Annotated in this window: 20 protein-coding genes and 1 riboswitch; of the genes, 11 read left to right on the plus strand and 9 right to left on the minus strand. The window is 65.0% G+C overall.

The genetic code is table 11. The features are described 5' to 3' along the window. Nucleotides 1–26: 26 nt before the first annotated feature. The gene (locus tag L0U84_RS18065) at nt 27–1,157 is read right to left on the minus strand and encodes an FAD-dependent oxidoreductase (protein WP_233851537.1); all 1,131 of its coding nucleotides are present in this window, start codon (nt 1,155–1,157) and stop codon (nt 27–29) included. A 221-nt stretch (nt 1,158–1,378) separates the two neighbouring features. Then, nucleotides 1,379–1,502: riboswitch (TPP riboswitch) on the minus strand. A gap of 429 nt (nt 1,503–1,931) precedes the next feature. On the opposite strand from L0U84_RS18065, the gene L0U84_RS18070 reads away from it, so the two are divergent. The 5 genes from L0U84_RS18070 (at nt 1,932) to L0U84_RS18090 (ending at nt 6,750) form a co-directional block, all read left to right on the plus strand. Then, a complete protein-coding gene (locus L0U84_RS18070) occupies nt 1,932–3,683 on the plus strand; it encodes an ABC transporter ATP-binding protein/permease (RefSeq protein ID WP_233851539.1) in 1,752 nt (583 codons plus the stop codon). Continuing rightward, entirely contained in the window at nt 3,680–4,483 is an 804-nt protein-coding gene (locus L0U84_RS18075) for an SDR family NAD(P)-dependent oxidoreductase (RefSeq protein ID WP_233851541.1), read from the plus strand. Before L0U84_RS18070 ends, L0U84_RS18075 begins: the two co-directional genes overlap by 4 nt. A gap of 206 nt (nt 4,484–4,689) precedes the next feature. Continuing rightward, nucleotides 4,690–5,163, plus strand: a complete 474-nt coding sequence (locus L0U84_RS18080; protein WP_233851543.1) for a hypothetical protein — start codon at nt 4,690–4,692, stop codon at nt 5,161–5,163. Nucleotides 5,164–5,227: 64 nt separating this feature from the next. Continuing rightward, nucleotides 5,228–5,905 carry a hypothetical protein gene (locus L0U84_RS18085; protein ID WP_233851545.1) on the plus strand — a complete coding sequence of 226 codons (678 nt, stop codon included), beginning with the start codon at nt 5,228–5,230 and terminating at the stop codon, nt 5,903–5,905. 101 nt (nt 5,906–6,006) lie between these two features. Continuing rightward, nucleotides 6,007–6,750 carry a response regulator gene (locus L0U84_RS18090; RefSeq protein WP_013090717.1) on the plus strand — a complete coding sequence of 248 codons (744 nt, stop codon included), beginning with the start codon at nt 6,007–6,009 and terminating at the stop codon, nt 6,748–6,750. Between the two features lie 86 nt (nt 6,751–6,836). Here the strand turns inward: L0U84_RS18090 and L0U84_RS18095 are convergent, their stop codons facing one another. The 4 genes from L0U84_RS18095 to L0U84_RS18110 form a co-directional block, all read right to left on the minus strand. Then, on the minus strand, nt 6,837–7,508 hold the full coding sequence (locus L0U84_RS18095; protein WP_233851547.1) for a flagellar basal body L-ring protein FlgH: 672 nt from the start codon (nt 7,506–7,508) through the stop codon (nt 6,837–6,839). A gap of 108 nt (nt 7,509–7,616) precedes the next feature. Next, nucleotides 7,617–8,330, minus strand: coding sequence for a hypothetical protein (locus tag L0U84_RS18100; protein WP_233851549.1), 714 nt, complete (start codon nt 8,328–8,330; stop codon nt 7,617–7,619). Between the two features lie 3 nt (nt 8,331–8,333). After that, nucleotides 8,334–8,492: a DUF6726 family protein gene (locus L0U84_RS18105; protein ID WP_233851551.1), complete on the minus strand. Its 159-nt coding sequence runs from the start codon at nt 8,490–8,492 to the stop codon at nt 8,334–8,336. A gap of 54 nt (nt 8,493–8,546) precedes the next feature. Then, nucleotides 8,547–8,738: a hypothetical protein gene (locus L0U84_RS18110; RefSeq protein WP_233851553.1), complete on the minus strand. Its 192-nt coding sequence runs from the start codon at nt 8,736–8,738 to the stop codon at nt 8,547–8,549. Between the two features lie 391 nt (nt 8,739–9,129). Here L0U84_RS18110 and L0U84_RS18115 point away from each other — a divergent pair, with 391 nt between their 5' ends. After that, nucleotides 9,130–9,870: a response regulator gene (locus tag L0U84_RS18115; protein WP_176110122.1), complete on the plus strand. Its 741-nt coding sequence runs from the start codon at nt 9,130–9,132 to the stop codon at nt 9,868–9,870. Continuing rightward, nucleotides 9,867–11,174, plus strand: a complete 1,308-nt coding sequence (locus L0U84_RS18120; RefSeq protein WP_233851555.1) for an ATP-binding protein — start codon at nt 9,867–9,869, stop codon at nt 11,172–11,174. The genes L0U84_RS18115 and L0U84_RS18120 overlap by 4 nt, the downstream gene beginning before the upstream one ends. Nucleotides 11,175–11,363: 189 nt before the next feature. Here L0U84_RS18120 and L0U84_RS18125 read toward each other — a convergent pair whose 3' ends face one another. Continuing rightward, the gene (locus L0U84_RS18125; RefSeq protein ID WP_233851557.1) at nt 11,364–12,239 is read right to left on the minus strand and encodes a tyrosine-protein phosphatase; all 876 of its coding nucleotides are present in this window, start codon (nt 12,237–12,239) and stop codon (nt 11,364–11,366) included. A 469-nt stretch (nt 12,240–12,708) separates the two neighbouring features. Between L0U84_RS18125 and L0U84_RS18130 the strand changes: the two genes are divergently transcribed. Together L0U84_RS18130 and L0U84_RS18135 are read left to right on the plus strand one after the other, a co-directional pair. Continuing rightward, on the plus strand, nt 12,709–13,968 hold the full coding sequence (locus tag L0U84_RS18130) for an MFS transporter (protein WP_233851558.1): 1,260 nt from the start codon (nt 12,709–12,711) through the stop codon (nt 13,966–13,968). Between the two features lie 27 nt (nt 13,969–13,995). After that, nucleotides 13,996–15,261, plus strand: a complete 1,266-nt coding sequence (locus L0U84_RS18135; protein ID WP_233851559.1) for a D-amino acid dehydrogenase — start codon at nt 13,996–13,998, stop codon at nt 15,259–15,261. Nucleotides 15,262–15,456: 195 nt separating this feature from the next. Here the strand turns inward: L0U84_RS18135 and L0U84_RS18140 are convergent, their stop codons facing one another. From L0U84_RS18140 to L0U84_RS18150, 3 genes are all read right to left on the minus strand, one after another. Next, the gene (locus L0U84_RS18140) at nt 15,457–16,926 is read right to left on the minus strand and encodes a glutamate synthase subunit beta (protein WP_233851560.1); all 1,470 of its coding nucleotides are present in this window, start codon (nt 16,924–16,926) and stop codon (nt 15,457–15,459) included. Between the two features lie 104 nt (nt 16,927–17,030). Then, on the minus strand, nt 17,031–21,734 hold the full coding sequence (locus L0U84_RS18145) for a glutamate synthase-related protein (protein WP_233851561.1): 4,704 nt from the start codon (nt 21,732–21,734) through the stop codon (nt 17,031–17,033). Nucleotides 21,735–22,086: 352 nt separating this feature from the next. Continuing rightward, on the minus strand, nt 22,087–22,794 hold the full coding sequence (locus tag L0U84_RS18150) for a transposase (RefSeq protein WP_013090727.1): 708 nt from the start codon (nt 22,792–22,794) through the stop codon (nt 22,087–22,089). Between the two features lie 187 nt (nt 22,795–22,981). Between L0U84_RS18150 and L0U84_RS18155 the strand changes: the two genes are divergently transcribed. Next, nucleotides 22,982–23,707, plus strand: a complete 726-nt coding sequence (locus L0U84_RS18155; protein ID WP_233851562.1) for an OmpW/AlkL family protein — start codon at nt 22,982–22,984, stop codon at nt 23,705–23,707. 366 nt (nt 23,708–24,073) lie between these two features. Next, nucleotides 24,074–24,454 (plus strand): DUF883 family protein, encoded by a 381-nt coding sequence (locus tag L0U84_RS18160; RefSeq protein ID WP_233851563.1) that lies wholly within the window; start codon nt 24,074–24,076, stop codon nt 24,452–24,454. Nucleotides 24,455–24,555: the final 101 nt, after the last annotated feature.

The raw sequence follows: 24,555 nt of genomic DNA on the forward strand, positions 1-24,555 counted from the left end.
CGCGCGCGGCACGTTGGCCGCTACGCTCAGGCCAGCTCTCGCGCGAAATGCTGCTGGAACAGCTCGCTCCAGCGTGCGTCGCGCCGCCAGCCGGCGAATGCGTCGGCATCACCGACGCGGCCGTCGAGCAGCGCGCTCGCGAAGCGCACGGCTTCATCGGCGACTTCGGGCGCGATCATATAGCCGTGCCGGTACAGGCCGTTCACGCGCAGCGTGCGCGCGCCGTCCCACAGCAGCGCGGGACGGTGATCGGGCAAGGTCGGCCGGCACTGCGAATTCAGCTCGAGGATGCGCGCCTCGCCGAAGCCCGGATGCACCGAAAACGCAGCGCTCAGCAACTCGAGCGCCGAGCGCACGCTGACGGGCGACATGTCCTCGCCCTCCACCTCGGTCGCACCGATCACGTAGAGGCCGTTCTGCTTCGGCGCGATATACAGCGGGTAGCGCGGATGCAGCAGCCGCACCGGGCGCGTCAGTTGCAGATGAGGCGCATGCACGCGCGCAACTTCGCCGCGGATGCCGCGCAGCGTCGGCAGCACCGGCTTCGCGCCGAGCCCGCGGCAATCGATCGTGATTCCGGCGTCGGGCAGCGACGCTTCGTCGATCGATGTGTTCCAGTGCGTGTCGACGCCGCGCTCGGCAAGGCCCGCCGCGAGCGCGGACAGCACCTGACGGTTGTCGAGTTGCCCTTCGCGCGGCAGCAGCCAGCCCTGGTTGAAGCGACCGGCCAATGCGGGTTCGGTGGCGCCGAGTTGCGCGCCCGAAAGCGCGATGAAGCCGCCGTCGAGCAACTCGGCTGGCGCGTTCGCACGCACGCGGCGCTCGAACAACGGCGCCTCGGTGCGATCCGCGTGATGCCAGACGACGAGCGTGCCGTTGCGCTGGAAAAACACCGGCTCCGGCAGTTCGGCGAGCACGCGCGGCCAGCTTTCGAGCGAACTCGCGCCGAGCCGCGTGATCAGCAGTTCGGCGCTCGCGGCTTCAGCCAGCGGCGCGAGCATCGCCGCGGCGACCCATGCGGCAGCCTTCGAACCGGCGGCATCGCCGCGCTCGTAGAGCGCCACGCGATGCCCGTCGCCCGCCAGGCGCCACGCGACCAGCCGGCCGCACAAACCGCCGCCGAGCACGGCGAAATCAGGTCGAGCGGAACGGTTCATCGCACACGCTCCGTTTGAATGCGGCGAGCAAAACCGGGGCGGCACGGCGCGCCCGAGGCGGCGTGACGAAGAGAAAAATACATGTCTGAAGAATAGGCGGTCATCGAGTCCTTTCCGTACGGCCAAAAACGCACGTACCCAGGACGAAACCGGCGGGTGAAGCCGGCCGGTCACGACGTGCGCATGTGAGTTGCGCTCGCCGCCCGGCGGGGAATGGAAGACGGTTGCTTCCGGAAACTTCCCGCGCCGGTATTACCCGGATCGGGTGCAAAGGGTCTCTCTCAGCCTCGCCGCCCCGGCATGAAAGTCATGCCGCTTGTGGGCGAAGCACCCCTGTTTCGTCGCAGGTCATTAGACCATAAAAGGCGCGGCGCCCGCAAACCAGCGGTCCGTCGTCGTTGCCGCGATTTTGATCTGGCACCGTCTGTCGAGATGCCGCTGCGAAGCGACCCTACGCTCTGGCACAATGCCGTGACAGGTGCCGCAAAAACGCGGCGCGCGCGGCGCTCGAGGCCGCATGCGTGGCGGCGACACCCCAGCGGACGCCGGCCCCGAAAATTAATTTTCGCTTAAGGGCGTCACGCCAGAATCGGGCGCCCGTCCGGACTCGCGTTCATCGATCGCGATGGCGCGATGCCCGGCCAGATATCGCAGACCCGCCGCAGCGGCGCCCCCGCAAAAGGGCCGGCTGTTCGGGATCGCCCGACATGGGTCAACCAGATCGGACCCGTACGCCGGAATGGCACTTCGGGTCAGCACTTCATCAGGACGCTCATGACATCACATACTTCTGCCAGCCCCGCGCTGCCACCCGACGACAAGGTCTCCGCCTGGAGCCTGATCAAGCCTTACTGGGTTTCCGAGGAACGAGGCACCGCGTGGGGGCTGCTCGTCGCGATCATCGTGATGAACCTGCTCGTCGTCTGGATCAACGTGCGCCTGAACCGCTGGAGCGCGGACTTCTACAACGCGCTGCAAGCGAAGAACGTCCACGACTTCCCGCACCTGCTGATGATATTCACCGGGCTCGCGTTCGGTTTCATCATCCTCGCCGTGTATGGACGCTATCTCCGCCAGATGCTCGGCTTCCGCTGGCGCCAGTGGCTGACCACCCGCTACCTGAACGAGTGGCTCGACGACAGCGCGTTCTACCGCATCGAGCGCGACCGCCTCGCCGACAACCCCGACCAGCGGATCAGCGACGACCTGCAGTCGTTCGCGACCACGACGCTTTCGCTGACGCTCGATCTGCTGTCGACCGTCGTCACGCTCGTGTCGTTCATCACGATCCTGTGGTCGCTCGCGGGCGCGCTGAGCATTTCGCTCGGCGGCATGCCGCTGCATATCCCGGGCTATATGGTGTGGGCCGCCGCGTTGTATGCGGTGGTCGGCTCGCTCGTTACGCAGAAGGTCGGCCATCCGCTCGTGTCGATCAACTATCAGGCGCAGAAAGTCGAGGCGGATTTCCGTTTCGGTCTGATCCGGCTGCGTGAGAACGCCGAGCAGATCGCGTTCTACAACGGCATGGAAACCGAGAAGACGAACGCGCGCACGCTGTTCGGCCGCATCCGCGACAACTGGTGGCAGGTGATGAAGTACACGAAGCGCCTGACCTTCGTGCTGAGCTTTTACGGCCAGATCGCGATCATTTTCCCGATCGTCGTCGCCGCGCCGCGCTATTTCGCGGGCGCGTTCACGTTCGGTGTGCTGATGCAGATCTCGAGCGCGTTCGGCACCGTCAGCGATTCGTTCTCGTGGTTCATCAACAGTTATACGAGCCTCGTCGAATGGCGCGCGACCGTGAACCGGTTGCGCGAATTCAAGCGTGTCGTGCATTCGCCGCGCCTGAAGGAATCGGTGTCGCCGGCCACGGAACACGGCGGCATCAACCTGCATTTCGTCGACAGCAACACGCTGACCACCGACAGCCTCAAGCTCGCGCTGCCGAATGGCAACCCGCTGTCGCGCATTCGCGATATCGCGATCCTGCCGGGCTCGCGCTGGTTGGTGCGCGGTCCTTCGGGCGCGGGCAAGAGCACGCTGATGCGCGCGCTCGCAGGTCTGTGGCCGTTCGGCGACGGCTCGATCGACGCACCGGTCAACGCGCGCATGATGTTCATCCCGCAGGTCAGCTACATGCCGATCGGCACGCTGAAGGCGGCGCTCGCGTACCCGTCGGCGGCGAACACCTATAGCGACGACGAATGCCACGACGCGCTCGTTACCTGCCATCTGTCGGAATACGCGGACCGGCTGCAGGAAACCGCGCACTGGACCCGTGTGCTGTCGCCTGGCGAGCAGCAACGCTTCGCAGCCGCACGCGTGCTGCTGCACAAGCCCGACTACCTGTTCCTCGACGAAGCGACCAGCGCGCTCGACGCGGAAAACGAGGCGCGGCTCTATCGGTTGTTCACGGAGCGGCTGCCGAAGGCGGCAATCGTCAGCGTCGCGCATCGCGAATCGCTTGCGGCGTTCCATGACGAAACGCTCGACGTCGAGCGTTCGGCCGAAGCGGTAGCGGCGTGAGCGACGCGAGCGGCGCTCACATCGGCGAAGCGCACGGCGCCGCCCCTCGCGTGGTGCTGATCACCGGCGCCGGTTCCGGCATCGGCGCGGCGCTGGCGCGGCGCCTCGCGGCGCCGCATACGTCGTTGATGCTGCACGCTCGCGGCGCCGACGACACCTCCCGTCGACGGCTCGTGCAGGTTGCCGCCGACTGCACGGCAAGCGGCGCACGCTGCGCGACCGTGTTCGGCGACCTCGCCGAGCGCGGCGCGGCGGAGCACCTGATCCATCAGACGCTCGCGAGCTTCGGCGCGCTCGATCAGCTGGTCGCGAACGCCGGCCATGCGCAGCGTCAAACGCTAGCCGCACTCGATCCCGATACGTTTAGCGCAGCCTTCGCCGCGATGCCGGCCGCCTTCGCCGCGCTAGTGCGGCGCGCGATGCCCGCGCTCGAAACATCGAAGCGCGGTCGCGTGGTCGCGCTGAGCTCGTTCGTCGCGCATCGCTATCGCGCGGATGCCCCGTTCGCCGCGACAGCAGCCGCCAAAGCGGCACTCGAAGCGCTCGCGAAAACGGCGGCCGCGGAGCTCGCGCCACTCGGCGTGACCGTCAATTGCGTGGCGCCGGGCTACACGCGCAAGGATCGCGGCCCAAGCGCCGACAACGCGGCGGTATGGGCGCACGCGGCCGAAGCGACGCCGCTCGGCCACGTCGCCGAGCCGGACGACGTCGCAGCGCTGATTGCATTCCTGCTGTCCGACGCGGCACGCCACATCACCGGCCAGGTGATTCACATCGACGGCGGCTTGACGCTCGGTTAAGCCTCGCCTGCGCGCCGGGGACGAGCCGGCGCAACATCCGGAAAGACACGAGAAGAGTTCGAAAGCACTTGCGAAGCGGGCAAGCTGTTCCGCGCTTTGAAAATGCCCGTGGGCAGCGACGATAGTCGTACCGGCCGCGCCATGCGTCGGCCTTCGTTGATGTCAGACACGCCTTTCATCGCAACCGCTCTTCGGACTCCTCGCCCATGTCATTCGCCCGCCGTGTTTCACCTTTGCTCCCGTCCTTGCTCTCAAGCATCGCGCTCGCCTGCGGCGCGGCGCTGCTGCTCACGAACGCCGCCGAAGCCGCGCAAACGGCCGAGCCGAACCAGCCCGCCGATGTTTGCGCGGCGCTCACGCACATCGTCGATGCGAGCGATTTCCGGCAACTGCCGAACGAGACCGCAGCACAGCTGCCGGGCGTCTCCGCTACTGACGATTGCCGCGCCAGCCCACACGCGTACGACTGCCATTGGCGCGCGCACTGGCAAGCCGACGGCGTCATCAACGATCCGCTCGAAGAACTCGGCGCGGATATCGCCGCCTGCTTTCCGCGCGTCGTGCACGACGTCAATACGCCGGTGCGCCAGCATTTCGTCGTAACCACCGACGCGCGCCGCGTGAACGTCACCGCGAGCGTGCAAGGTCCGAACGAACTACGACTGCGCGTGACGCGCTGAGCGCGCGGCCGTCGTTGCTTGTGACTGATCGCATGCTCTTGCGACCGCTATCGGGCGCTGCCTCATGACCTCGTCGCCGATCGTGCGCGCGCCAGCGGCATCCAGGCACTCGCGCACATGTCTGATTGCTTCGGTGATATCCCGGCGTCGTTGCGCGCGAGCTGCCCTCGCCGCCTGCGCCGCGACGCTGACGCTCGCGCTCGACGGCTGCGCGTGGACGCTGATCCAGGCAGCCGACGCGACCGGCTCGGTGATCCAGGCCGGCTACGCGATCGCGTCGAACTACTCGTCGCCGACCTTCGTCAACGGCCGTCCCGCGGATGTGCAGCACGTCTGCATCGAAGTGAATCCGACGGTGTCGGTCGGCGATTTCGTGCCGGCGCTGCAGCTCGCGCTCGAGCGGCGCGGCATTCGTTCGGACGTCTACAATCCGGGCACCTCGCCGGCCGGCTGCGAGGCGCGGCTCGTCTACAACGCCGCGATCGACTACGGTCGTCGCACGTTCAGCGACGAATCGATCCAGTACCTGTCGATCATCGATCTGACGTTGATCCAGAGCGGCCGCATTCTCGTCACCGCGCGCTATCAGACCGGCGGCCTGAACACCGATCGCTTCTCGTCGGCCTCGGTGAAGCTCGGCGGTCTGATCGAGCGGATGGTCGTCGATCGAACCGACTTTGCGCGGCAAGCGCAGCAACAGCAGACCCTGCAAACCTCGCAGGCCTTCCCGCCAACCCACTGAGTCCCAGCGGCTTTGTTCTTGCTTGCAGCGCCTTACAGGGGAAAGGATTGGAAAGCGGTATGCGCTTTGCGCGGCCCGTGCGCATCACTAAGATGACCTGAATGAACCAGACCATCCTGATCGTCGATGACGATCCCGTCGTACGCGAACTCGTCAGCGAATATCTGCACGGGCGCGGCTTCAACGTCGCCACGCTCGAAAATGGCTTGGCGTTGCAGCGCAGATTACAGCAGGAACGTCCCGCGCTCGTCGTGCTCGACATCATGATGCCGGAGCTCGACGGCATCAGCGCGCTGCGCGCCTTGCGGGTCGCCGGCGACGACATTCCCGTGATCCTGCTGACCGCGCGCGCCGATCCGATCGATCGCGTGATCGGCCTCGAACTCGGTGCCGACGACTATCTCGGCAAGCCTTTTGAACCGAGCGAGCTCGTCGCGCGGATTCGCACGGTGCTGCGGCGTCGCGGCTCGATCGCGCCGGGTGCGCCCGAGCAGCGCGCGCCCTATCATTTCGGCCGCTTCGAAGTGAACTTCCCCGCTCGCGAACTGCGCCGCGACGGCGAACGCATCACGCTGCGTTCGAGCGAATTCGCGATGCTGAAGGTCTTCGTCACGCACGCGATGACGGTGCTCACACGCGCGCAGCTGCTCGAAAAACTGCACGGCAATAGCGAAGCGCATCGCAATCGCAGCCTCGACGTGTCGATCTGGCGCTTGCGCCGGCTGATCGAAGTGGACCCGTCGGAACCGCGCTACGTGCAAACGGTGTGGGGACGCGGCTATGTGTTCGTGCCGGACGGCGAGATCGGTGCGGCCGAACGCGGGCTTGCTCCGCCGCTCGGCTAGCGGCGCACTGCCGGTCGAAGCCGAGCCATGCTTCGCATGTAACGCGCCGCGCGGCGCCGTGCGCACCGCGCTGACGCGGCTGACGGTCAAAACGTCAGCACGCTAAGAAACATTCTTTGCAGCCAGCCCATCGTCGTCGCATCGTTCACCATGCCGAGGCCCGCCTGTTCGATGCGCGCGTTCGCGACTTTGCTCGACGCAACGTAATTGCCCGCTTCGATATCCTTGGGATTGACGATGCCCGACAGCCGAAGACGGTCGCGGGTACCGCTCATCGCGATCACCTTCTCGCCCGACACGACGAGATTGCCGCCCGACACCGTGCCGATCACGGTTACGGCCAGCGTGCCCGTCATGTCGCTGATGTCGCTCAGATTGCCCTGCCCTTTGTAATCGGTGCTGGCCGAGCCGATGTTGAACAGTTTCGCGAGTCGCGCGGCGGCGTTCGTCGATTGGTCCGCCGCGGTCGCGGTGATGCTGCTCGCGCGGTTCGCCGACGCGCTCGCGCTGTTGTTGCCGCTATACGATTCCGACAGCCGGATCGTCAGTACGTCGCCAATGTGCTGCGCGCGCGGCGTCTCATACAGCAGCAGCGGCGCGCCAGCCTGATAGATCGCGCCTTGCGTGTTCACGTTCAAAGGCACGGACGCGAGCGGCGGCGCCATCGGCGTTTCGACGATCGACTGTGTCCGCGTGCTCGAACACGCCGCGAGACAGCTTGCGGCACCGAGCACGAGAGTGAGACGTAGCGCGGTCATGCTGGCTCCGTGACGAGAAAGATGAAATGGAGTTGGAGCGGGCGGCGTTAGCCGGCGCCGCCCGGTTTCGGCGTTGGGCTCGCATTGCTCAGGCATGCCAGGCAGTCGTCAGCCCGCGTCGGCGCCGCTCGCCTGCCACTGCCGCACGACCGCTTTCATCCACGCATCCGAGCCCTTCAGCAGATACGTGAGCGTGCCGTTGCGGCTGCCCGGCAGAAAGCACAGCGTGATCGAACTGACTGAGTTCTCCCAGACGTACATCGGCAGTGCGCCCGGCGCCGCGGCGTTGCGTGTCGCCAGACGCGGCGGCCCGTAACGCTCTTCGAGCGCGTCGCGCAGATCCTCGGCGGTCAGCTCGTCGATCACGAACGACATCTCGTAGAGACGCAGCGCGCCCTGCCCGTCGATGCGCGTGAAGCGCATCACGTGTTCGAGCGCCGGCGCGCCATCGACCACGGCCTGCGACACGGCCCAGCGCTCATCATCGCGATGCGCCCAGCGGCACGCGACGCTCAGGCTATCGCGCGACTTCAGCCGCATGCCGAGCGCTCCGGCCTGCACGTCCGTCTCGCAGATCGGCACGCTGCCGACCGGCGTCGCGCGTACGGCCGAGCCCGCGCGGAATTCGTCGATCGTGATGCCGAGCGCGACGCCGCGAAAGGAAAACGGCGCGTCCGGCGAGCGCCGGTGCGTGTCGGTGACAACGCCAGTCGATGCCGCACTGGCCGCCTTCGCACCGCGCGCGACGGGCTGCGCATGCGCGGCGCACGTCAGCACACCGCCGAGCAGCATCAATGCACCAACCATCGGTGTGAGCGTCATGATTCAATCGATCGCGGAAGCGCACATGTCGAACGGCGTCGCCGCCGCATGGCCGACGACCGGCAGCACTTTCAGGGTCGCCGCGGTGACCCGGCACGGCAGCGCCGCGACGCCGCAGCCGCCGAGCGGCAACAGTAGTGCGCCGGCAACGAGCCACGCCACGGCACGCCGCCGTTGCTCAGTAGTTCTTGATAAAGACACGCGGACCTCGTCAGCTCACGCAGTCGTGTTGACCAGATGGCCGACGAGCCCAGTGCCGGCTGCCGGTTGCGCGGGCTGTGCGAGCGCGGCGGCCGGCTGCGATTTCGCCGCGGCGCCGCTGGAGTTCGAACTGGCGGCCTTCTCCGTGGCAGGCGTCTTCGCCAGCGAGGAGAAAGGTGTGGAACTCAGCGTATTGTGAATCGTCATGATGGGCCTCGCGAAGGCGCGCACTGCGCACCGGGGTCGGTTGAACGCCGCGCGCCGTCGTCCGAGGCAGCGGACCTCGTTCGGGGCGGCGCGACGTGCTGCGGAACGAATCATCGCGCCGCGCGGGTGCCGACGATGGGCGAAGCAAAGCACGCTTTCGCGCGGTTGTTACGAACCGTTCCGCGCGCTTGCGAGTGCTTTCGAGTGCTTGCGAACTGTTGTTCTCGCGTGCAAGTCGTTGCGGAGAACCGGATCAGGCAGTGCTAAAGTAAGCGCTGAACCTTCTTTGATCCGCCCCCGGCGCGAACCCGCCAGCGCCACTCGGCGCACAGTAAGCGTTGGTAAGGAAATGCCCGGTCGCGCGTCGGGCGCGCCAGTCTAGAATTTCGCCATGAATCCACAGGTCCTTATCGTCGACGACGATCCGGTCGTACGCGATCTGCTTTGCAAGTTTCTGCAGTCGAACGGCTTCGATGCGTCCGTGCTGCATGACGGCACCCATTTGCAGCGTCGTCTCGAGCGTGAGCGGCCGTCGGTCGTCGTGCTCGACATCATGATGCCGAACACCGACGGCCTGCGCGCGCTCACCGCGTTGCGCGCCGCCGGCGACGACATCCCGGTGATCTTCGTGACCGCGCGCGGCACGGTGGCCGACCGCATCGTCGGCCTGTCGCTCGGCGCGGACGACTACCTGACCAAGCCATTCGATCCGCGCGAACTGCTCGTGCGCATCCAGACCGTACTGCGCCGGCGCGGGCCGTCCACCACGAGCGCGCCCGAAGCACGCAAGCGCTACCGCTTCGGTCCGTTCGAACTCGACTTCGCCACGCGCTCGCTGACCCGCGACGACGCCAAGCTGCCGCTGCGCGACAGCGAATTCGCGCTGCTGAAGATCTTCGTCAACAATCCGTACAAGGTGCTGTCGCGCGTGCTGATTCACGATCTCGTGCATCGCGACAATCTGGCGTTCCGCGACCGTAGCCTCGACGTGCCGATCTGGCGCCTGCGCCGCGTGATCGAGGACGATCCGTCGAATCCATGCTACGTGCAAACGGTGCGCGGCAAGGGCTACGTGTTCGTGCCCGACGCCAACGGCACGCCCTTCGAGGACGGGGCCGCCCCGAGCGCATGAGAAATCCGCTGAACACGCTATTCGGCAGAATGGCGTTGCTGTCGGCGGCGGTGCTGTTCGCGATTCAGGCGAGCTGGTTCGTGCTCGTGACGATGCAGCCGCCGCGCCATGAAATCGACGGCTTCGCGCGCGGCATTCTGCTCGTGCTGCAGGCGATCAACGGCGAGCCGATCAAGGGCGCCGCGCTCGCGCCCGCGATGCGCGTGCATCTGGTGCCCACCTGGAACATGCCGACCAGCGTGCATCTGCGCGAGCCGCACGAGCATATGCTGGTCGAACTGAGCCGGCATCTGCGCGAGAACCTGCCGGCTGGCACACAGATCGCCGTCGACGATCTGCGTCCGCCGCAACTGTGGGTATTGTTCCCTGGCAAATCGAACTGGGTCGTCGTGCCGGTCGACGTTCCGCCGCCGCCGCGCTTTCTGCTCGAATCGGTCTCGATGCTGCTCGCCGGGCTGATCCTGTCGTTGTTCGCGGTGTGGCAGATGCAACGGCCGTTGTCGCGCGTCGCCGATGCGTCGCGCGCGTTCGGCTCGGGCGGCCGGCCCGAACCCGTGCCGGTGCAGGGCCCGCGCGAGCTGCGCGATCTGATCGGCTCGTTCAACGACATGATGCGGCGCCTGAACGAAGCCGGCGACGACCAGGCGGTGATGCTCGCCGGCGTCGCGCACGATCTGAAGGCGCCGCTCACGCGCCTGAAGCTGCGCGCAAGCGTGCTGGTCGATGAAAACGAGCGCGCGGGCCTGATCCGCGACGTCGATTCGCTGACCAACATCGTCCAGCAGTTCCTCGAATTCGCGGGCCAATCGGCGGACGCCGGACCGCCCGTCGAAGTCGACGAGTTTCTGCGCGAACAGTTTTCCTCGGGCGATTACGCGGAGGCCGCTGAAACCGCAGACGCCGCGGACACCGCCGAAACCCCGCTATTCGCGCTCGACTTGCGCGCCGGCCCCGCGTTCACGCTGCCGCGCACGCTGCTCGACCGGCTCGTGACGAACCTCGTCGACAACGCGCTCGAACACGGCATGCCGCCGGTGGAAATCTCAACTACGTGCAACGACCGTCATTGGACGATCAGCGTGCGCGACCATGGCGCCGGCATTCCCGACGACCGCATCGCCGCGGCGATGAAGCCGTTCGTGCGGCTCGACGCGGCGCGCGGTGGCGAAGGCCATTGCGGGCTCGGGCTCGCGATCGTCGCGCGGCTCGCGCACGATCGCGGCGGACGCTGCCTCGTGCGCAACCACGCGCAGGGCGGGCTCGAAGTACGGATCGAATTGCCGGTGAACCCGGCGCTGTCGTAGGTATGCTCGCAGGCAAAGAGGCGCGGACCGGGGCACTTACCTGCCCTTACCGCATCGACTGGCGCGCGGGTTGCGGCCTTATAGTCGCCCCCGGCAACCTCGATGCCGCCCTTCTCGGTCCGCCCGCACCTCTGGGGCGGACTTTTTTTGCGCTGTCGCCGGACTTGCGGAGCGCGACCACGAAACGCGTCAATGCACGAGCCGATTGCGCAGCGCGTCGACCGTCGCGGTGGAAAGACCGAGGCCTTGCGTCAGGTAGCTCGCCATCGTGCCGTAGCTCGCCTGCACCTGGTCGAAGCCCGCCTGCAGATAATTTTCGTCGACGTCGAACAACGGCGCTCTCGCCGTCGCGATGGCCGCGCCTTCCTGCGCACGCAGCGTGGTGGTTTGCGCGGCGATTGATGGCGCGAGATAGACGTTGCTCAGCAGGTAGTCCTGCATGATCACGTCGAGCGGGACGTTGGCGATGCTGAGCAGCAGCGCCGCGACCCAGCCCGCGCGATCCTTGCCCGCGTTCGAATGGAATAGCTGCGCGCCCGTGCCGCTGGCGAGCGCGCTCAGCAACGCGCCATAGGCGGCTCGCTGCGGGGCGCCCGTCACATACGCGCGCGCCTGCGCCTGCATGAACGCGACGGCGTCGACGGGCGAATTGACCGGGGGCGCGCTGAAGTCGTTCGTGCCGAGCACGTTCAGTGTGGAAGATGTCGCGCCGTTCGGCAGCACGTCGGCGCTACGCGCGATTTCGGCGGGCGTGCGCAGGTCGTAGACCGACACGATGCCGAGCTTGTCGAGCGTCGCGGCGTCCGTGCCGCTCAGCGTCAGCGCGTTCGCGCGATAGAACACGCCGCGCCGCATCTGTTTGCCGTCGACGGTCAGATAGCCGGCACCCGCGCCGCCGACATCGCGGAAATTGCTGACCGACACGAGGCGCGGCGTAGCCGGCTGATCGGCTTCGAGACTGCCGCCGCACGCGGATAGCAGCGTGCTGCCGAAGCCCGCCGCCAGCATCGCACTCGCCGAGCCCTTCAGAAAGCGCCGCCGCGCCGCCGACGCCTCGCCAGGCATGCCGCGCTCCACGGGCACGGTCGTGCTCGCAAGGGCGCGGAAAGGCGAACGGTTTTTCGCGGTAACGGACATCGGGAGCGACAGGTGTATTGGAGGAGTAAGTGGGGCAGCCCCGGCTGCAGACGCAGTTTAACGTTGACCAATAAGTTTTGCGTTACATCGTAGTGGTTAGTAAGAAAAAAAGAGGGACGGTTGAGCACCAATGAAAGTCGCGCGGATCGCGTCGCACGGGCGCACCAGCAAGCGACGCATCCGCTTCGTCACGCCACATGCTTGCGTCACTTATTTCCGTTCGCTTGCGTTGCCTTATCGGCCGCGTTGCCTTATCGGCCGCTTTGCCTTATCGGCCGTTGTCGCAGCGATGCCATTTTTGACCCCAACTGCCCTCATCACGCCGCATCCCCGTAGAATACGGACACCCTCCCATCCAGCCCCGCAGGCAAAAGAAACCTGGAGACCACAACAAAATATGTCTTCTCTCCAATGGTTCGCCGAGCTGACCCCGCGCGAGCGCCGCACCCTGTACGCCGGTTTCGGCGGCTACGCCGTCGACGCGTTCGACTTCATGATCTACTCGTTCCTGATTCCGACGCTGATCGCGACGTGGGGCATGAGCAAAAGCGAAGCCGGCATGATCGCCACCAGCTCGCTGATATCGTCGGCGATCGGCGGCTGGCTCGCCGGGATTCTCGCCGATCGCCATGGCCGCATCCGTGTATTGCAATGGACGATCGCCACCTTCGCGATCTTCACGTTCCTGTCCGGCTTCACGCAGTCGTTCTGGCAGTTGCTGACCACCCGCACGCTGCAGGGCATCGGCTTCGGCGGTGAGTGGTCGGTCGTGACGATCATGATGGCCGAGACGATCCGCTCGCCACAGCATCGCGCGAAGGCGGTCGGCACCGTGCAAAGCAGCTGGTCGTTCGGCTGGGCGGCCGCGGCGATCGTCTACTGGGCGGCCTTCGCGTTGCTGCCGGAACAATACGCGTGGCGCGCGTGCTTCTGGGTTGGCCTGCTGCCCGCCGCATGGATCATCTATATCCGGCGCAACGTCAGCGACCCCGACATCTTTCTCGCGACGCGTCGCGCGCGCGAAAGCGGTATCAATACATCGCATTTCATGCAGATCTTCTCGGCCGCGCATCTGAAGACGACGCTGCTCGGCAGCGCGCTGTGCACCGGCATGCTCGGCGGCTACTACGCGATCACGACGTGGCTGCCCACTTATCTGAAGACGGAGCGCCATCTGTCGGTGTTCAACACGAGCGGCTATCTGATCGTGCTGATCGTCGGTTCGTTCGCCGGCTATATCGTCGGCGCGATTCTATGCGACAGGATCGGCCGGCGCGCGTCGTTCGTGCTGTTCGCGGTCGGCTCGTTCGTGCTCGGCATGGTCTACACGATGCTGCCGATCACCGACACGATGATGCTAGCGCTCGGCTTCCCGCTCGGCATCGTCGTGCAGGGCATTTTCGCGGGCATCGGCGCGTATCTGTCGGAGCTGTATCCGAACGAGATTCGCGGCTCGGGACAAGGCTTCTGCTACAACCTCGGGCGCGGACTCGGCTCGTTCTTCCCGATACTCGTCGGCACCTTCGCGCAGACGATGACGCTCGTGAAGGCAATGGGCATCGTCGCGGGCTCGGGATATCTGCTCGTGATCGTCGCCGCGTTGTGCCTGCCGGAAACGAAGGGCAAGGTGCTCGGGGCGGCCGGCTCCGCCGCTTGAGATCGTCTGAAACCGCAGTTCCCAATCATGAAAACGATCGTACTCGGCGGCGGCGTCATCGGCGTCGCCACTGCTTTCTATCTGTGCCAGCAAGGCTGCGACGTGACGGTGATCGAGCGCGAACCCGACGTCGCCCTGTCCACGAGTTTCGGCAACGCCGGCGTGATCGCGCCGGGCTACGTGACGCCGTGGGCCGCGCCCGGCATGCCGGCAAAAATCCTCAAGTACCTGTTCAAGCCCGCCTCGCCGCTGATCTTCCGGCCGACACTCGATCCGGCCCAATGGCGCTGGATCGCGCGCTGGCTGCGCGAGTGCGAGCTCGAACGCTTTCGCGTGAACAAGCAGCGGATGCAGCGCATCGCGTACTACAGCCGCGCGTGCCTGCACGAATTCCGCGGCCGTCATCCGTTCGACTACGGCCGCAGCCAGGGTTATCTGCAACTGTTTCGCAGCGAGTACGACGTCGAGCTCGCGCAGCCGGCGCTCGCGGTGCTGCGTGATGCGGGCATCACGCATCGGGAAGTCAGCGCCGCGCAGTGCGTGGAGATCGAGCCGGGTTTGCGCTGGGCACAGCAGGCGCCGTTCTCCGGCCTCTATCTGCCCGACGATGAAGCCGGCGACTGCGCGCGCTTCACCCGCGAGCTGCGCGCGATCTGCGAGCGCAATGGCGTGAGCTTTCGCTTCGACACTCGGGTGACGTCACTCGATATCGAGGGCGCGACGGTGCGCGGCGTGCGTATTCAAAGCGAGCGCGGCGCAGAGACACTGCCGGCCGACGCGGTGGTCGTCGCGCTCGGCGTCGATAGCGCGGCGCTGCTCGCGCCGCTCGGCGTGAAGGTGCCGCTCTATCCGGTGAAGGGCTATTCGGCCACGCTGCCCGTAACCGACGACGAAAAAGCGCCGCGCGCGGCGCTGATGGACGAATCTCTGAAGACGGCGATCACGCGCTTCGGCAACAACCTGCGCATCGCGGGTACGGCCGAACTCGGCAATCGCCAGACGACGCTGCGCGAACAGGCGCTGCAAACCTTGCTCACGGTGCTGCGCGACTGGTTCCCGCACGCGGCCAATCCGACTTCTGCGCATTTCTGGGTCGGCCGCCGGCCGATGACGCCCGATGGCGCGCCGCTGCTCGGTCCGTGCAACCTCGACAACTTATGGCTGAACCTTGGGCATGGCTCGACGGGCTGGGCGATGTCGATGGGCTCGGGGCGCGTGGTCGCGGATCTGATTACGCAACGCAAGCCGGAGATCGATCTCGATGGCCTGACGCTCGCGCGTTATCGCAAATGAGACGAGCATAACGCGCCGCGACGACGCAAAAGAAAACCGGGCTCCCCCTTTCAGGCGAGCCCGGTTTCTCTTTTACTGCATCGCTTTACCGCTACAGGTGCCCTTCATGGGGCGCCTTGTCGTCTCCACGCCTTCCTGCAAATCGTGGCCGGCGTGCGCGGTCTGGAACAACCCGCGCATACCAGCTGAAGACGCTTAGCGCGGCAGTTCCGAATGCCCCATCAGGAACGAGTCGACCGAACGCGCGCACTGACGGCCTTCGCGGATCGCCCACACGACGAGCGACTGGCCGCGGCGCATGTCGCCCGCCGTGAACACCTTGTCCACCGACGTGTAATACGCCTTGTCACCCTCGGTCGCGGCGCGCACGTTGCCGCGCGCATCCTTGTCGACGCCGAACGCTTCGAGCACCGGCGACACCGGCTGCGTGAAGCCCATTGCGAGCAGCACGAGGTCGGCCTTCATTTCGAACTCGGAGTTCGGCACTTCGACCATCTTGCCTTCCTTCCATTCGACGCGCGCGGCGATCAGCTTCTCGACCTTGCCGTTCTTGCCTTCGAGACGCTTGGTCGCGACCGCCCAATCGCGCTCGCAGCCTTCCTCGTGCGACGACGACGTGCGCAGCTTGATCGGCCAGTACGGCCACACGAGCGGCTTGTTCTCTTCTTCCGGCGGCTGCGGCAACAGTTCGAACTGCGTGACGCTCTTCGCGCCATGACGGTTCGACGTGCCGACGCAGTCCGAACCGGTATCGCCGCCGCCGATCACGACGACGTGCTTACCCTTCGCGACCAGCTGGTTCGGCACCTTGTCGCCAGCGTTGACCTTGTTCTGCTGCGGCAGGAATTCCATCGCGTAGTACACGCCTTCGAGCTCGCGGCCCGGCACCGGCAGATCACGCGGCGTTTCCGAACCACCGGCGATCACGACCGCGTCGAACTGCTCGTTCAGGTCGGCCGGCGTGATGGTTTCCTTCGCGGTGTTGCCGATGTGCACCGGCAGCGTGTCCGGCTTGCCGATGAACACGTTGGTGCGGAACGTCACGCCTTCGGCTTCCATCTGGCGCATGCGGCGGTCGATCTGCCACTTTTCCAGCTTGAAGTCGGGGATGCCATAACGCAGCAGGCCGCCGATGCGGTCGTTCTTCTCGAACACGGTCACGTCATGACCGGCGCGCGCGAGCTGCTGCGCAGCCGCGAGACCCGCGGGGCCCGAGCCGACCACGGCGACCTTCTTGCCGGTCTTGTGCTTCGGCGTTTGCGGGGCGACCCAGCCTTCGGTCCAGGCTTTGTCGATGATCGCGTGCTCGATCGACTTGATGCCGACCGGGTCGTCGTTGATGCCGAGCGTGCACGCTGCTTCGCACGGCGCCGGGCAGATGCGGCCCGTGAACTCGGGGAAGTTGTTGGTCGAATGCAGCACTTCGATCGCGTTCTTCCAGTCCTGACGAAACACCAGGTCGTTGAAGTCCGGGATGATGTTGTTGACCGGGCAGCCGTTGTTGCAAAACGGAATGCCGCAGTCCATGCAACGCGCGCCTTGAATCTTCGCTTCGTCGTCGGTCAGTGCCGCGACGAATTCCTTGTAGTGCTTCACACGCGTGAGCGGAGCCTCGTACGTCTCGTGGCGACGTTCGAACTCGAGAAAACCGGTTGCCTTGCCCATGTGGTTCTCTTCTCTATCTGTATCTAGGGGTAATCTGGACCCGCCGCGCGTCGATCGATCGGAACGCGGCGGGTACGTCTGAATGTGGCTTCGGTGAAGTCAGCTCAGGCGGCGAGCACTTCGCTGTTCGCCTTCTTCGCGGCGAGTTCGCCGAGCGCGCGCTTGTATTCGGTCGGGAACACTTTCACGAACTGACGGCGCGCCGCGTCCCAGTTTTCGAGCAGCGCCTTCGCGCGCGGCGAGCCGGTGAACTGGAAGTGACGCTCGATGAGCCCCTTGAGCAGCACTTCGTCGGTCGTGGCGCGATGCCACACGCCCTGGTCGACCGTGCGCTCCTGCTCGGCCTGTTGCAGCACCGGGTCGAGCGAAACCATCGACTTGTTGCACTTGCTCGCGAACGTGCCGTCCGGATCGAACACGTACGCGATACCGCCCGACATGCCGGCCGCGAAGTTGCGGCCCGTCTCGCCGAGCACGACCACCGTGCCGCCCGTCATGTATTCGCAACCGTGATCGCCCGTGCCTTCGACGACCGCCGTCGCGCCCGAGTTACGCACGCAGAAACGCTCGCCGGCCACGCCGCGGAAGAAGGCTTCACCTTCGATCGCGCCGTACATCACCGTGTTGCCGCAGATGATGTTCTCTTCCGACTTGCCGCGGAAATCGTTGGTCGGACGGATGATGATGCGGCCGCCCGACAGACCCTTGCCGACGTAGTCGTTGCCGTCGCCGACCAGATCCAGCGTGACGCCCTTCGCGAGGAACGCGCCGAAGCTCTGACCCGCGGTGCCCTTCAGCTGGATGTGGATCGCGTCGTCCGCGAGACCTTCGTGCCCGTACTTCTTCGCGATCGTGCCCGACAGCATTGCGCCGACCGTGCGGTTCACGTTGCGCACCGGCTGGATGAACGACACGTGCTCACCCTTCTCGATCGCGGCCTTCGCCTTCTCGATCAGCGTGTGATCGAGTGCGCGGTCGAGGCCGTGATCCTGCACGTCGACGTGCTTGCGCGCGACTTCGGCCGGCACTTGCGGCTGATAGAACACGCGCGAGAAGTCGAGGCCCTTCGCCTTCCAGTGCTCGATGCCCTTCTTCGTATCGAGCAGTTCCGCGCGGCCGATCAGGTCGTCGAACTTGCGGATGCCGAGTTGCGCCATGATTTCGCGCGCTTCTTCCGCAACGAAGAAGAAGAAGTTCACGACGTGTTCCGGCTGGCCCTGGAACTTCGCACGCAGCACCGGATCTTGCGTCGCGACGCCGACCGGGCACGTGTTCAGATGGCACTTGCGCATCATGATGCAGCCTTCGACGACGAGCGGCGCCGTCGCGAAGCCGAATTCGTCAGCGCCGAGCAGCGCGCCGATCACGACGTCGCGGCCGGTCTTCATCTGACCGTCGGCCTGCACGCGGATACGGCCGCGCAGCTGGTTCAGCACCAGGGTCTGCTGCGTTTCGGCGAGACCCAGTTCCCACGGCGTGCCCGCATGCTTGATCGACGACAGCGGCGACGCACCCGTGCCACCGTCATGACCAGCGATCACGACGTGATCGGCCTTCGCCTTCGCGACACCCGCTGCAACCGTACCGACGCCCGACTCCGACACGAGCTTGACCGAAATGCTCGACGATGCGTTCACGTTCTTCAGATCGTGAATCAGCTGCGCCAGGTCTTCGATCGAGTAGATGTCGTGGTGCGGCGGCGGCGAAATCAGGCCGACGCCCGGCACCGAGTAACGCAGCTTGCCGATGTAGTCCGACACCTTGTGGCCCGGCAGCTGACCGCCTTCGCCCGGCTTCGCGCCCTGCGCCATCTTGATCTGGATCTGATCGGCCGACGCGAGGTACTCCGCCGTCACGCCGAAACGGCCCGACGCGACCTGCTTGATGCGCGAGCGCAGCGAATCGCCGTCCTTGAGCGGAATGTCGACGATCACTTCGTCGCCGATCACCGACTTCATCGTGTCGCCGTTCTTGATCGGAATGCCGCGCAGTTCGTTGCGATAACGGTTCGCGTCTTCACCGCCTTCACCGGTGTTCGACTTGCCGCCGATGCGGTTCATCGCGACGGCGAGCGTGGCGTGCGCTTCGGTGCTGATCGAGCCCATCGACATCGCGCCGGTCGCGAAACGCTTGACGATGTCCTTCGCCGGTTCGACTTCGTCGAGCGGGATCGCTTTGGTCGGATCGAACTTGAACTCGAACAGGCCGCGGAAGGTCATGTGACGCCTGGTCTGATCGTTGATCAGATGCGCGTATTCCTTGTACGTCTGGTACGAGTTGCTGCGCGCCGAGTGCTGCAGCTTGGCGATCGCATCCGGCGTCCACATGTGTTCTTCGCCGCGCACGCGGTACGCGTACTCGCCGCCCGCGTCGAGCATGTTCGCGAGGACCGGGTTGTCGCCGAATGCTTCGCGATGCAGACGGATCGCTTCTTCCGCGACGTCAAAGAGACCAATGCCGCCGACCTTCGACGAGGTGCCGTGGAAGTACTTCGACACCAGATCCGAGGCAAGCCCGACCGCTTCGAAAATCTGCGCGCCGGTGTACGACATGTAGGTCGAAATGCCCATCTTCGACATGACCTTCTGCAGGCCCTTGCCGACTGCCTTCGTGAAGTTGTAGACCGCCTTCTCCGCCGACAGGTCGCCCTTCAGGCCGGCCGCGAGCTGGCTCAGCGTTTCCATCGCGAGGTACGGGTGCACGGCTTCCGCGCCGTAGCCCGCGAGCAGCGCGAAGTGGTGCGTTTCACGCGCCGAACCCGTTTCGACGACGAGACCCGTGCTCGTGCGCAGACCCTGCTGCACGAGATGCGTGTGGATCGCGGCGGTGGCGAGCAGTGCCGGAATCGCGACGTTGTCGCGGTCGGTCTTGCGGTCCGACACGATCAGCATGTTGTAGCCGGACTTGACCGCATCAACGGCTTCCGCGCACAGCGATGCGAGACGCGCTTCGATGCCTTCCTTGCCCCACGCGACCGGATAGCAGATGTTCAGCTCGTACGAGCTGAATTTGCCGCCAGTGTACTGATCGATCGCGCGGATCTTCGCGATGTCCTTGAAGTCGAGCACCGGCTGCGACACTTCGAGACGCATCGGCGGGTTGATGTTGTTCGTGTCGAGCAGGTTCGGCTTCGGGCCGATGAACGAGACGAGCGACATCACCATGTTTTCACGGATCGGGTCGATCGGCGGGTTCGTGACCTGTGCGAACAGCTGCTTGAAGTAGTGGTACAGCGTCTTGTTCTTGTTGGACATGACCGCGAGCGGCGAGTCGTTGCCCATCGAGCCCACGGCTTCCTCGCCCGCTTGCGCCATCGGCGCCATCAGGAACTTCAGATCTTCCTGGGTATAGCCGAACGCCTGCTGGCGATCCAGCAGCGCAGCGGCTTCGCGGCGTTCCGTTGCAACGTCTTCGGCCTTCGGCTCGATCTCGTCGAGCTTGATGCGCACGGCGTCGATCCAGCTCTTGTACGGCTTGGCGTTCGCGAGGTTGTCCTTCAGTTCCTTGTCGTCGATGATGCGGCCGTGCTCCATGTCGATCAGGAACATCTTGCCCGGCTGCAGACGCCACTTCTTGACGATCTTCGATTCGGGAATAGGCAGCGTGCCGGCTTCCGACGCCATGATGACGAGGTCGTCGTCGGTGACGATGTAGCGCGCCGGACGCAGACCGTTACGGTCGAGCGTCGCGCCGATCTGGCGGCCGTCGGTGAACGCGATCGCGGCGGGGCCGTCCCACGGCTCCATCATCGCGGCGTGGTATTCGTAGAACGCCTTGCGGTTCTCGTCCATCAGCGTGTGCTGTTCCCAGGCTTCCGGGATCATCATCATCATCGCGTGGACGAGCGGGTAGCCGGCCATCACCAGCAGTTCGAGACAGTTGTCGAACGATGCCGTATCCGATTGGCCCGGATAGATCAGCGGCCACAGCTTCGGCAGGTCGTCGCCGAGCACGTGCGAGGCGATCGCGCCGGTACGCGCGTTCAGCCAGTTGACGTTGCCCTTCACCGTGTTGATTTCGCCGTTGTGGGCGATCATGCGGTACGGGTGAGCCAGTTCCCACGCCGGGAACGTGTTGGTCGAGAAGCGCTGGTGCACGAGAGCGAGCGCCGAGATGGTGCGGTCGTCCTGCAGGTCGCGGTAGTACACGCCGACCTGGCCCGCGAGCAGCAGACCCTTGTAGACGACCGTGCGCGCCGACATCGACGGCACGAAGTATTCCTTGCCGTGCTTGAGCTTCAGCGCCTGGATGCGGTGGCTCGCGGTCTTGCGGATGATGTACAGCTTCCGCTCGAGCGCATCGGTCACCATGATGTCTTTGCCGCGGCCGATGAAGATCTGGCGGATCAGCGGCTCGCTCGCCTTGACGGTCGGCGAAATCGGCATGGCGTGGTCGACCGGCACGTCGCGCCAGCCGAGCACGACCTGACCTTCGGCCTTCACCGTGCGCTCGAGCTCCTGTTCGCAGGCGATGCGCGACGCGTGCTCCTTCGGCAGAAAGATCATGCCGACGCCGTATTCGCCGGCCGGCGGCAGCGTCACGCCCTGGCGGGCCATCTCCTCGCGATAGAAGCCGTCCGGAATCTGGATCAGGATGCCCGCGCCGTCGCCCATCAGCGGATCGGCGCCGACGGCGCCCCGATGGTCGAGGTTCTCGAGAATCTTCAGGCCCTGCTGGATGATTTCGTGACTCTTCTGGCCCTTGATGTGGGCGACGAAGCCGACGCCGCAGGCATCATGCTCGTTTTGCGGGTCGTACAGACCTTGGGCGGCGGGAACCGGGTGAATCGGTTGCTGGTGGTCGTTCATGGGGACACCGTCTGTGAGGAGGCCGGACAGGCCGTTAAACCATTGTTTTTTTGCCGCAGTGCGCTTCGCGACCACGACGGCGCTCTTCTCGCAGCAGGACTGCGCGGGATGAAAAGCGTCGGAAATCGGAATATACGCGACGAATCAAGGAAATAGCAAATAAAACGTGATGATCCGCCCCCGATTATCAAATTGGTGCATTGCGGCTATTTTTTATTGGTGCCATATCAAATTGGGGCAAAAGAAAACGGCATATGAAATGCCGTCTTCATGCAGCCCATTGATGCAAAACACTTTCTTCGGATTTAAGGCGGCTATATCGAGCGCGCCAAGGTGTCGCCTTCCCGCCGCCTCACTGCGTATGCGGTGTCTCGCGCACCTTGCGCGGCCGGCCGCGCGGTAGAGGAGACACACGTCGGTTCGCGGCGCGCGCAGCCCATTCGCGGTAAGTGTCGCTGCCGAGCACCCAGCCCTTCAACGTGGCTTGCTGGAGCTGACTTGCCTCGCGCTCGTCGAGCGGCTGCTCGCACAGTTCGCGGTAGGCGCGCTGTCGCTCGAATGGCGTATTGCCGAGCGACCAGTAGAGGGGGTGATCCGTGATCAGGCTGTCAAGGGTGAGGCCGATGTGATGACGATAGCTCGACCAGCGATAGTCCTCGGCCGCGTTGACCAGTTGCAAGCGCACCGGACACATTTCGACGACCCGGCTCGCAAGCAGGAAGTAGCGCTCACCCTCGATCACCGTGGCCCGATAACGGCCTTCCCACAAAGTGCCGCGACGCGCGTAGCGCCGGTTGAAGTGCGCGACGTAGCGCCGCCCGACGGCCTGCATCGCCTTGGGCAGGCTCGACTCCTCGGTGGGCGTGACGAGCAGTTGCACGGCGCCCGGCATCAAGGCGTAAGCGTGGATGGAAAGGTGATGGTCCCGGGAAGCCGCCTTCAGACAGTCGATGAAAAGCTCGTAGTCCTGGTCGTCGACGAAAGCGGGCTGCTGATCGAGCCCGCGGAGGATGACGTGCTGCGGCTGGTCGGGGACATAAAGACGTGCAAGCCGTGCCATGCTGGAGTGTCCAATAGTCGCGTTGGTATATACCCGAAGGTCCGAAGATCCGCATGCGCGCAAGGTTCGGCGCCATACGGCGAAGCCAGAAACCACGCGGCGCTTAGGGAGAAAACTCTAACCGCCGCGTATGGTTTGTTTCAAACGTTGTAGTCATAATGAGCGGGCCTTTTTTGGAGGAGCACATATGAAATTAAAACAGGCCGTAACGGGGATGGCAGTGCTTGCCTGCATGAGCACGGCAGCGCACGCACAATCGGCCGGCAGCATTTACGTCACGACGGGCTGGTTCCATCTGGCGCCCCAATCGAGCAGCGACCCGCTCACCATAACCAGCATTGGCGGTAGCCCAACCAACATCACCGAACCCAACACCGGCGCCTCGCTGAGTTCCGCCGACACCATCGGTTTCACCGCCGGCTATTTCATCACCGACCACATCGCGACTGAATTCGTCATTGGCGTCCCCCCTACGTTCGACCTTTCCGGCACGGGCAGCCTTGCGCAGTTCGGCAAGATCGGGGAGGCCAAACAGTGGAGCCCGACTCTGCTGTTCAAGTACTACTTCAACGAGCCGACCGCTGCGTTCCGTCCGTATCTGGGTGTCGGTGTGAGCCGCATCTGGTTCACCGGCGAGCAGATTACCAACAGCGCATTCGAAGCCAACGTTCTGCATGGTCCGACCAGTGTGTCGACGGATAGTTCGTGGGAACCTGTGTTTAATGCGGGCTTCCATTACTCCTTCAATCAGCACTGGTTCGCCGGCGTGTCGGTCTCGTACCTGCCGCTCAGCACGACCGCGAAGCTCAGTTCGGCATCGACCACCCCGGTCGGCACGCTGACCGTGCAATCGCAGACCAAGATCAAGCTGAACCCGATCGTCACCTACGTCAACATCGGTTACCGTTTCTAACGCTTCGCGAGAGCGGGTGGCTTGAATTAGGGTAGTCGAATTTTCGCGCCCTGGGGAACGCCGTCATCGAGCCGATGACGGCGTTTTCGTTTGGCATCTCCGTTGCATCGGGATGGCAGCGTCAACCGGCATCGGCGTTTGTAAATTTGACGCGGATTGCGCGCGCCGGTGTGCAATATCGGGCGACGAGACGGGCACGTTCATCCTGTCGCGAGCCGCGCGCATGGTACGTCGCGGGCGATGCGGCGCTTGGCATCGAAGTTGCGTTCAGATGGCGTTTCCTACGCTGCGACGTGATACTACGTCTGCGCTTAGCGTGTCCGCGCGACGATGCGCGGAGCCTTTCAACTCATCGACGGAGCGACCATGACAGCACTTCCAAATACGCGAGACGCCCTCGGCGAATCCTGGACCAGCGCGAGTCGCCGTGCGCGGCGCATCGCTCGCCATAGCCGCCATGCGGCTGAAGATATCGCGGTCGAGTTGCGCACCCTGCTGTCGGAACTCGAATCGACTTTGGCCGACGGCACGCAGGCCGACGCCGTGGCATTGCGCGGCAGGCTGCGCAAACAATTGGACGCCGCGCGAGAGCGGCTGAACGAAACGCGCGACGCGATGCGCGACCGCGCGGGCGTCGCGATCTCAGACGCCGATCACTACGTGCATGAAAATCCGTGGCAGACGATTGCGATCGTCGGCGGGCTTGCGCTGGTGGCGGGAGCGCTGTTCGCGTCGCGTTCGCGGTGACGCGCGCCTGCGCGGTTTGATGGTGCTGGCAAGGGGACGCGACGGCAGCTTCGATACGGCAACGTTGAACGTCACACTCCTTGCCGCACGCCCAGCCGCCG

The sequence above is a fragment of the Paraburkholderia sp. HD33-4 genome (assembly GCF_021390635.1).
GTDB lineage: Bacteria > Pseudomonadota > Gammaproteobacteria > Burkholderiales > Burkholderiaceae > Paraburkholderia.